Below are 8,001 nucleotides of genomic sequence, written 5' to 3' on the forward strand. Positions count from 1 at the left end.
CACCATGCCGATCACGGCACGCAATACACATCTATCAAGCTCACAACACGCCTGGTCAGAGCAGGAGTTCAGGCGTCCATGGGCTCGGTCGGCGATTCCTTCGACAATGCCCTGGCGGAGAACCTGTGGATGCTGATCAAGACCGAGTGCATCCGCGGCCGCGTCTTCGCAACCAAGGCCGAGGCGAATCTCGCGCTCTTCGAGTACATCGACGGCTTCTATAACCCCCGCCGCATCCAGAAGCGGCTCGGCTACCTCAGCCCTATCGAGTTCGAGGAGAAGCACTACGCCGACCAGGCAGCGGCCGAACCAGTGAACCTGAAACCACGTCAACCCGCCCTGACCTGCTAGTCAGCCACTCCCGCGCAGCGGGGGAACCTCACGGTGAGAACAGCGAACCGCCTCATCTCTGCCACGGAAGCTAACAGCCGCCACTGACAGCGCTCTTGTTCCTACGACCGGCACTCCAGGCGCACGTGCCAGAACCGTGCCAGGTTGTGCCGGAAGCCACGGGGAACACCGGGGAACGCAGGCCGTGGGCATCAGGTGCCGCCACCGTTCCGCCGCAGGTCAGCCGACTTCCCACCCACACGGCACACGAGCTTCCCAAGCTGAGGTACCAGTACGCTGCCACCTGGCAGGCACCGGCACAGACGAGGAGCGTCGTGGAGCTATCGCCACCGATGTTGAACCGTCTTGCGAACAGCAGCCTCGGAGCCGTCCCGGCGGCCGCTGCTGTGGCCTACGCAGCACAAGCCAGTACCGGCTTCTCGCGGCTCACGGCCTGTTTCGTTGTGATTGGGTTCGCGATCCTCGCCGTGAGGGGATACCGGCTCGGTGTGACGTGTGAGCGCGAAAGACTCTCGATCCGCGGCTACCTGCGCACACGGGTGATCGCGCGAGAGCGCATCACAGAGATCACGGACTTCCCCGCCGTCAGATGGACGGCTCGCAAGGGGGGTAAGCGATGGACCCCTATCACGGCGTTCATGACGAGCCCGAGCGAAGCCTCGGCAAGCCGCCTTCACAAGGCCCAGGTCACCAGGAAGTTGCGACGGTGGGCGGGACACTCGGACGGCAGGCATGTCTTGCCTCGCCAGTGAGACTCCGCCGACCTGTCTTCAAGCAGCGCCGAGGGGAGCGATGAGACAGTCGTACTCATCCTGGACGTCATCAGCGACGCCAATCGGATCCCCGGGGGTTTTCTGACGTTCGGCATCATCGCCGGGGGCATGGGATGGGCGGCCGGTCAGGAGTACCTGACGGGCGGAATCTTCGCGAGCACGGGATCAGGGCCGAGGCGACCGTGGTCGAGATCGCCAGTCGGTCGGAGGAAGGGTGGGCGACCGAGCGCACATACCCGTCGTGTACAACCCGGTCTACCCTTCCGAGGTCCGGCACGTCGAGCGCGCCTTGTCGGCCGGTCCCGCGCCCCGGTTCAGCCCGTACGCATCCTCAACGCCTCCCGCACGATCGCCTCCAACTGCTCGTGGTGCGCGCCCTTCCAGTACGCCCGCCCGCAGTCACCGCACTGCGCGAACACGTCGTACGACCGTTCCGTCCCGCCCTCCAGACGGTCCGCGACCTCCTCCTTCGTCGCCGGCTTCAGGAGGCCGTTGCAGGCTGTGCATCGGGTCCAGGGGTGGAGGTCGGGGGCGAATCGGTCCAGGACGTCTCGGAGTTGGTCCTCCGGGTGGGTGCTGTAGATGTATGCCCCGGCCCACAGCTCCCGTCGGCGGAGCAGGCCTCGGTCGCGGCTGAGCATCACGCGTTGTTCGGTGGCGGACTGCGTCGCCAGGGCCGGGTCGCCGATGTCGGTCGACTCGTAGGCCGCGTCCACGCCCAGGAGGCGCAGGCGGCGGGCGAGAGTGCCCAGGTGGACGTCGAGGAGGAAACGGAGGGGGGCGCCCGGGACCTGTTGGGGGCGGGGCACCGGGCGTACGACGACCGACTCGCCGGCGCTCGGGATGTGGGAGACCGGGGCCACACGGTCGTTCACGACCAGCGCGCCCACCTCCGTCAGCGGGATGCCCAGGGACTCCACGACGTGGCCCAGTGTCGAGACCCCGTCGGTGGCCAGGGGGGTCGCGCCGCCGCGGCGGACGTGGGGGACGAACAGGGCCAGTTCGGGGGCGACTTCGATGTGGATCTCGGCGGGTTTCACCTGGTCAGGATGGCATGGGGGAGGGGGGCGGGCTCAGGGGTTTTCCGTCGGCAGGCCGTGTTGGAGGGTGATCAGGGTGCGGTCGACGAGGGCGGCGAAGTCGTCCTGGTGGTTGTTCTCGGCCCAGTACAGGGACGTTTCCATCAGGCCGCCGATGAGGGACATCGCGTAGACCCGTACCTCCAGGCTCTCCGGGTCCCGGCCGGTGCGTTCGGCGATGGCCGTGCAGAGCATACGGCCGGTGACCGACATGCTCTCCATCATGCGGGAGCGGACGGCGGGGATCTGGACCATGAGGTGGGTCCGTAGCCGTGCGACCTCCATGTCCTCCTCCACGCCCGTGCGGACGGCCTCCCGCATCACGTGGCGGATGGCGTCCGGCCAGGGTTCGTCCGCCGGGCGGGCCCGTAGTTCCTCCAGGAGGATCGGGTCGTACTCGTCGGTGAGGACGATGTCCTCCTTGGTCGGGAAGTAGCGGAAGACGGTCGACGGCGAGACCTCCGCCCGGTCGGCGATCTGCTCGATCGTCGTGGCGTCGTAGCCCTGCTCCCGGACGAGTGCGTAGGTCGCGGTGCGGATCGCTTCGCGGGTCTTGATCTTCTTGCGCTCGCGGAGACCGAGCTGAGGGCGATCGGCGGGAGTGGCGGGAGTGGCGGGAGTGGCGGATGTGGCAGGAGTGGTGGAGGTGGTGGGGGTGGTGGGGCGTGCGGCCGTCATGCGGTCATTGTCGGGCATCGGACTTGGACGTGGCCAGGTCAGGGCCGGTGCTCCGCCCGCTCCCGGCGCCCGGGGCCGACGGCGGGTCGGGCGTGCCTTCGTCGGATGTGCCTTCGTCGGGCGTGCCGTCCTCGGGCGTGCCTTCGTCAGACGGACCGTCCTCGGGTGTGCCTTCGTCGGGTGTGCCTTCCTCGGACGGTGCGTTCGGCGTGTCCCGGCCCGACGGGGCGTTCGACAGGAACGCCGCCGCCGGGAGTGCCGCGACCAGGGCCGCGGCGCCGCACACCAGCAGCACCACGCCCATGCCGTGGACGTACGAGGCGTTCGCGGAGGTCAGGAGATCGGCCGTGCCCGTCCGTTCGGCGATCAGGTGGGCCGCGACCACCGAGTCTCCGGCGGTGTCGGCCGCCGCGGCCGGCAGGCCTGTGACGTCGAGGCGGTCCCGGAACACGCCCGCGAGCAGGCTGCCCAGCAGGGCGATACCGATCGCGCTGCCCACCTGGCGCAGGGTCATCAGCAGCCCTGAGCCGCTGCCTGCCCGGTCCGTGGGCAGGGTGCCGAGCGCGCCGGACATCGCGGGCACCATCGCCAGCCCGAACCCGGCCCCGGCGAACGACAGCCACAGCGCCGTGAAGCCGTAGCCGGAGTCGACCGTCGTACGGCTGCCGAGAAATCCGGCGAAGGCCAGCACCACCAGCCCGGCGCTGACCACCGCCCGGGAACCGAGCCGGTCGACGAGCGGCTGCGCGGCCCGTGCGCCGACCAGCAGGCCGCCCATCAGCGGCAGCAGTCGTACGCCGGTGCCCAGGGCGTCATGGCCGAGGACCGCCTGGAGGTACGGCGGCAGGACGAACAGCAGGCCGGACAGGACGAACATGACGAGGGTCGCGGCGAGCGTGTTGAAGAGGAAGCCGCGGTGGGCCAGCAGACCCATGTCCAGCATGGGGCGCGCGGACCGCCGTTCGCGCAGCACCAGAGTGGTGATGAGGACTACGGCCCCGGCGAACAAGCCGAGCACCAGCGGGTCGCCCCAGCCCCGGGTGGGGGCCTCGATGATCGCGTAGATGAGGGCGCCGAGGCCGGCCGCGGTGAGGGCCGTGGAGACGGTGTCCACGCGGGGGGAGGCGGGGTCCCGGGTCTCGGGCAGGAGGAAGACGCAGGCGGCGACGCCGATCGCCGCCATGGGTACGTTGATCAGGAAGACCGAGCCCCACCAGAAGTGGTTGAGGAGCCAGCCGCCGATGATCGGGCCGAGCGGCAGGCCGAGCATGGAGCCCGCCGAGACGATGCCGACGGCCTTGGTGCGCTCGTCGGGGGCGAAGAGCGAGGGCAGTACCGAGAGGGCGAGCGGGGTGACCAGCGCGGCGCCGACGCCCATGACGGCGCGGGCCGCGACGACCGCGTTCACGTCCTGGGCCAGTGCGCCCACCAGCGATCCGGCCAGGAAGACGCCGAGCCCGACGATCAGCATCCGCCGCCTGCCGAAGCGGTCGCCCAACAGTCCCGCCGGGAGCATCAGGGCCGCGAAGACGACGATGTACGCGTCCGCCATCCACTGCAGTTCACCGGTGGTGGCGCCCAGCTGCTCGGCCATCGTCGGCAACGCCACGTTCAGGATCGTCATGTCGAAGCCGAGCGTCAGCATGCTCGCGACCAGGGCGCCGAGGGCCCACCAGCGGCGGGGGTCGGGCCGGGCCCCTAAGGGATCGATGACAGAGTTAGTGACAGCTACCATGAAATGAGAGTAACTCTCAAAAGGTAGTGAGTGTCAACTGTGGTGCCCGCTCATTCCGTGAGCGGGTACGCGAAGAGCGGGTACGCGAAAGTGGCCGCGGCTTGGTAGCCACGGCCACTGGAGTGGGCTGCGTCCGGTCGTCCCGGAGGGTTACGCGTGCTGGTACGCCACCATCGAGATCCCCACGTAGTGCACGACGAAGGCCGCGAGCGTGAAGGAGTGGAAGACCTCGTGGAAGCCGAACCAGCGCGGTGACGGGTCAGGGCGCTTGAGGCCGTAGATGACTCCGCCGGCGCTGTAGAGGAGGCCGCCGACGATCACCAGGACGAGGACGGCGATGCCGCCCGTGCGCATGAAGTCGGGCAGGAAGAAGACGGCCGCCCAGCCCATCGCGATGTAGCAGGGGGTGTAGAGCCAGCGCGGGGCGCCGACCCAGAAGACCCGGAAGGCGATGCCCGCGACCGCCGCTCCCCAGATGCCCCACAGCAGCCACTGCCCCTTGGCGCCCGGCAGCAGCAGCATGGTGAGCGGGGTGTAGGAGCCCGCGATGATCAGGAAGATGTTGGCGTGATCCAGTCGGCGCAGGATGCCGTCCATGCGCGGACTCCAGGTGCCCCGGTGGTACAGCGCGCTCACGCCGAACAGCAGGCAGGCCGTGAGGGCGAAGATTCCGCAGGCGATGCGTCCGCGGGTGGAGTCCGCGAGGGCGGTGAGCACCAGGCCCGCGACGAGCACGGCCGGGAACATGCCGAGGTGCAGCCAGCCCCGGAGCTTGGGCTTGATCTCCCCGGCGATCTGGTGGAACTCGTCGGTGATCTGGTCGGCGATCTGATGCGGCAGGGATCGCGCGTCGGAAGGACGGCCGTCGGCCGGTGTCTCCGCGTGCGCATCGGGGACGGGCGCTGTCATGCCCTCCATCGTACCTACGGACCCGTAACTTACGGGACCGAGCGGGATGTTCGCGCCGTCGGAAGTGGCCATGGTCTCACGCGGTGCCCTCGAGGGGGATACCCGGGCGCGTATTCGGATACCCGCGGTGAAGCGGCGGTGACGGACGGAAACCTCTCGGGTGAAAACGGGTGAGTGGCGATGGTCACGATGCTCACGTGTGAGGCCCTCTGGACATATGGGCACTCCCGTCGGATGATCAAATGAGTGCGGTCGGCACCGGATGAGCGCCCATAGATCGATTAGACCGATCCCCGTGATCGATTCTCATGATCGAATCCGTGAAGCATCCGGGTCGCAGCCCCCACGGGGCCTCCAACAAAAAATCCCTCATTTAGGAGCAATCGTGGCGCGCGACATCGCGGCTCCCCCTTCAACCGTCCCGACCACCCACCGAGAACTCGCGGCGTGGGTGAACGAGATCGCCGAACTGACCGAGCCGGACAACGTGGTCTGGTGCGATGGATCCGAGGCCGAGTACGAGCGCCTGTGCGGGGAGCTCGTCGAGAAGGGCACCTTCCGGAAACTCGACCCGATCAAGCGCCCGAACTCCTACTACGCCGCGTCCGACCCGACCGATGTCGCCCGGGTCGAGGACCGCACCTTCATCTGCTCGGAGAAGGAAGAGGACGCGGGCCCGACCAACCACTGGAAGGCCCCCGCCGAGATGCGGGACATCTTCCAGGGCGAGAAGGGCCTGTTCCGCGGCTCGATGCGCGGCCGCACGATGTACGTCGTCCCGTTCTGCATGGGCCCGCTGGGCTCGCCGCTCTCCGCCATCGGCGTCGAGATCACGGACTCCGCGTACGTCGCCGTCTCCATGCGCACGATGACCCGTATGGGACAGCCGGTGCTGGACGAACTGGGCTCCGAGGGCTTCTTCGTGAAGGCCGTGCACACGCTGGGCGCCCCGCTGGAGGAGGGTCAGGAGGACGTCCCCTGGCCCTGCAACAGCACCAAGTACATCTCCCACTTCCCCGAGAGCCGCGAGATCTGGTCGTACGGCTCCGGGTACGGCGGCAACGCGCTGCTCGGCAAGAAGTGCTACGCGCTGCGGATCGCGTCGGTGATGGCGCGCGACGAGGGCTGGCTCGCCGAGCACATGCTCATCCTCAAACTGACCCCGCCGCAGGGCGAGTCCAAGTACGTGGCGGCGGCGTTCCCGTCGGCCTGCGGCAAGACGAACCTCGCGATGCTGGAGCCGACCGTCCGGGGCTGGACCGTCGAGACCATCGGCGACGACATCGCGTGGATGCGCTTCGGTGAGGACGGGCAGCTCTACGCCATCAACCCCGAGGCCGGGTTCTTCGGCGTCGCGCCCGGCACCGGTGAGCACACCAACGCCAACGCGATGAAGACGCTGTGGGGCAACTCCGTCTTCACGAACGTGGCGCTCACGGACGACGGCGACGTGTGGTGGGAGGGGATGACGGAGGAGACTCCGGCGCACCTCACCGACTGGAAGGGCAACGACTGGACGCCGGGTGCCGAGGCGCCGGCCGCCCACCCCAACGCCCGCTTCACCGTGCCCGCCTCGCAGTGCCCGATCATCGCGCCCGAGTGGGAGGACCCCAAGGGTGTCCCGATCTCGGCGATCCTCTTCGGCGGGCGTCGCGCCACGGCGGTGCCGCTGGTGACCGAGTCCTTCGACTGGAACCACGGTGTCTTCCTCGGCGCGAACGTGGCGTCCGAGAAGACCGCCGCCGCCGAGGGCAAGGTCGGTGAACTGCGCCGCGACCCGTTCGCGATGCTGCCCTTCTGCGGCTACAACATGGGCGACTACATGGGCCACTGGATCGATGTCGCCAAGGGCAAGGACCAGGCCAAGCTGCCGAAGATCTACTACGTCAACTGGTTCCGGAAGAACGACGCGGGCAAGTTCGTGTGGCCCGGGTTCGGTGAGAACAGCCGGGTGCTGAAGTGGATCGTGGACCGGCTGGACGGCAAGGCGGAGGGGGTGGAGACGCCGATCGGCATCCTCCCGGCGCCGGGCGCGCTCGACACGGAGGGGCTGGACCTGTCCTCCTCCGACCTCGACTTCCTGCTGACCGTCGACAAGGAGGTGTGGCGGGAGGAGGCCGCGCTCGTGCCCGAGCACCTCAACACCTTCGGTGATCACACGCCGAAGGAGTTGTGGGACGAGTACCGGGCGTTGGTGAGCCGGCTGGGCTGAGGCTCCGCCTTTCCGCTCCGCGACCGGCCGGGTATGGGGTTGCCCTGACCAGCGATGTCACCTTGGCCGGTCGCGGGTTTTTTGTGCGCCTGATGGCTCGGGGGTGTGGGTTTCGTTGACGGGTGCGGGTGCGTGGGGCTTCTCGCACAGTTCCCCGCGCCCCCTCAAGGCAACGGCCCCTGCGGGCCGTTGAAAAAGCACGGGGCGCAGCCCCTGCTTTTTCAGGGGCGCGGGGAACTGCGCGACCAGCCCCCACCGGACCCG

General features: G+C 68.7%; 6 protein-coding genes. 2 read left to right on the forward strand and 4 right to left on the reverse strand.

Annotated elements, in window-relative coordinates:
• Positions 1-351: IS3 family transposase (locus ABT147_RS46810; RefSeq protein WP_351418603.1), on the forward strand; the 351-nt coding region annotated here is incomplete at its 5' end.
• 1,087 nt (positions 352-1,438) lie between these two features.
• Here the strand turns inward: ABT147_RS46810 and ABT147_RS46815 are convergent.
• The 4 genes from ABT147_RS46815 to trhA form a co-directional block, all read right to left on the reverse strand.
• A complete protein-coding gene (locus ABT147_RS46815; RefSeq protein ID WP_351418606.1) occupies positions 1,439-2,164 on the reverse strand; it encodes a Mut7-C RNAse domain-containing protein in 726 nt (241 codons plus the stop codon).
• A gap of 33 nt (positions 2,165-2,197) precedes the next feature.
• The gene (locus ABT147_RS46820) at positions 2,198-2,881 is read right to left on the reverse strand and encodes a TetR/AcrR family transcriptional regulator (RefSeq protein WP_351418608.1); all 684 of its coding nucleotides are present in this window, start codon (positions 2,879-2,881) and stop codon (positions 2,198-2,200) included.
• Between the two features lie 4 nt (positions 2,882-2,885).
• Positions 2,886-4,616, reverse strand: a complete 1,731-nt coding sequence (locus tag ABT147_RS46825) for an MFS transporter (RefSeq protein WP_351418611.1) — start codon at positions 4,614-4,616, stop codon at positions 2,886-2,888.
• Positions 4,617-4,766: 150 nt separating this feature from the next.
• A complete protein-coding gene (gene trhA / locus ABT147_RS46830; protein ID WP_351418613.1) occupies positions 4,767-5,525 on the reverse strand; it encodes a PAQR family membrane homeostasis protein TrhA in 759 nt (252 codons plus the stop codon).
• Between the two features lie 385 nt (positions 5,526-5,910).
• On the opposite strand from trhA, the gene ABT147_RS46835 reads away from it, so the two are divergent.
• Positions 5,911-7,737 (forward strand): phosphoenolpyruvate carboxykinase (GTP), encoded by a 1,827-nt coding sequence (locus ABT147_RS46835; RefSeq protein WP_351418616.1) that lies wholly within the window; start codon positions 5,911-5,913, stop codon positions 7,735-7,737.
• Positions 7,738-8,001: the final 264 nt, after the last annotated feature.

This window comes from Streptomyces sp. NPDC001868 (genome assembly GCF_040297125.1).
Classification (GTDB): domain Bacteria; phylum Actinomycetota; class Actinomycetes; order Streptomycetales; family Streptomycetaceae; genus Streptomyces.

Coding starts and splice junctions, on each gene's coding strand:
- ABT147_RS46820 (WP_351418608.1), bottom strand. CDS start 2,881: ATGACGGCCGCACGCCCCACCACCCCCACCACCTCCACCACTCCTGCC.
- ABT147_RS46825 (WP_351418611.1), bottom strand. CDS start 4,616: ATGGTAGCTGTCACTAACTCTGTCATCGATCCCTTAGGGGCCCGGCCC.
- trhA (WP_351418613.1), bottom strand. CDS start 5,525: ATGACAGCGCCCGTCCCCGATGCGCACGCGGAGACACCGGCCGACGGC.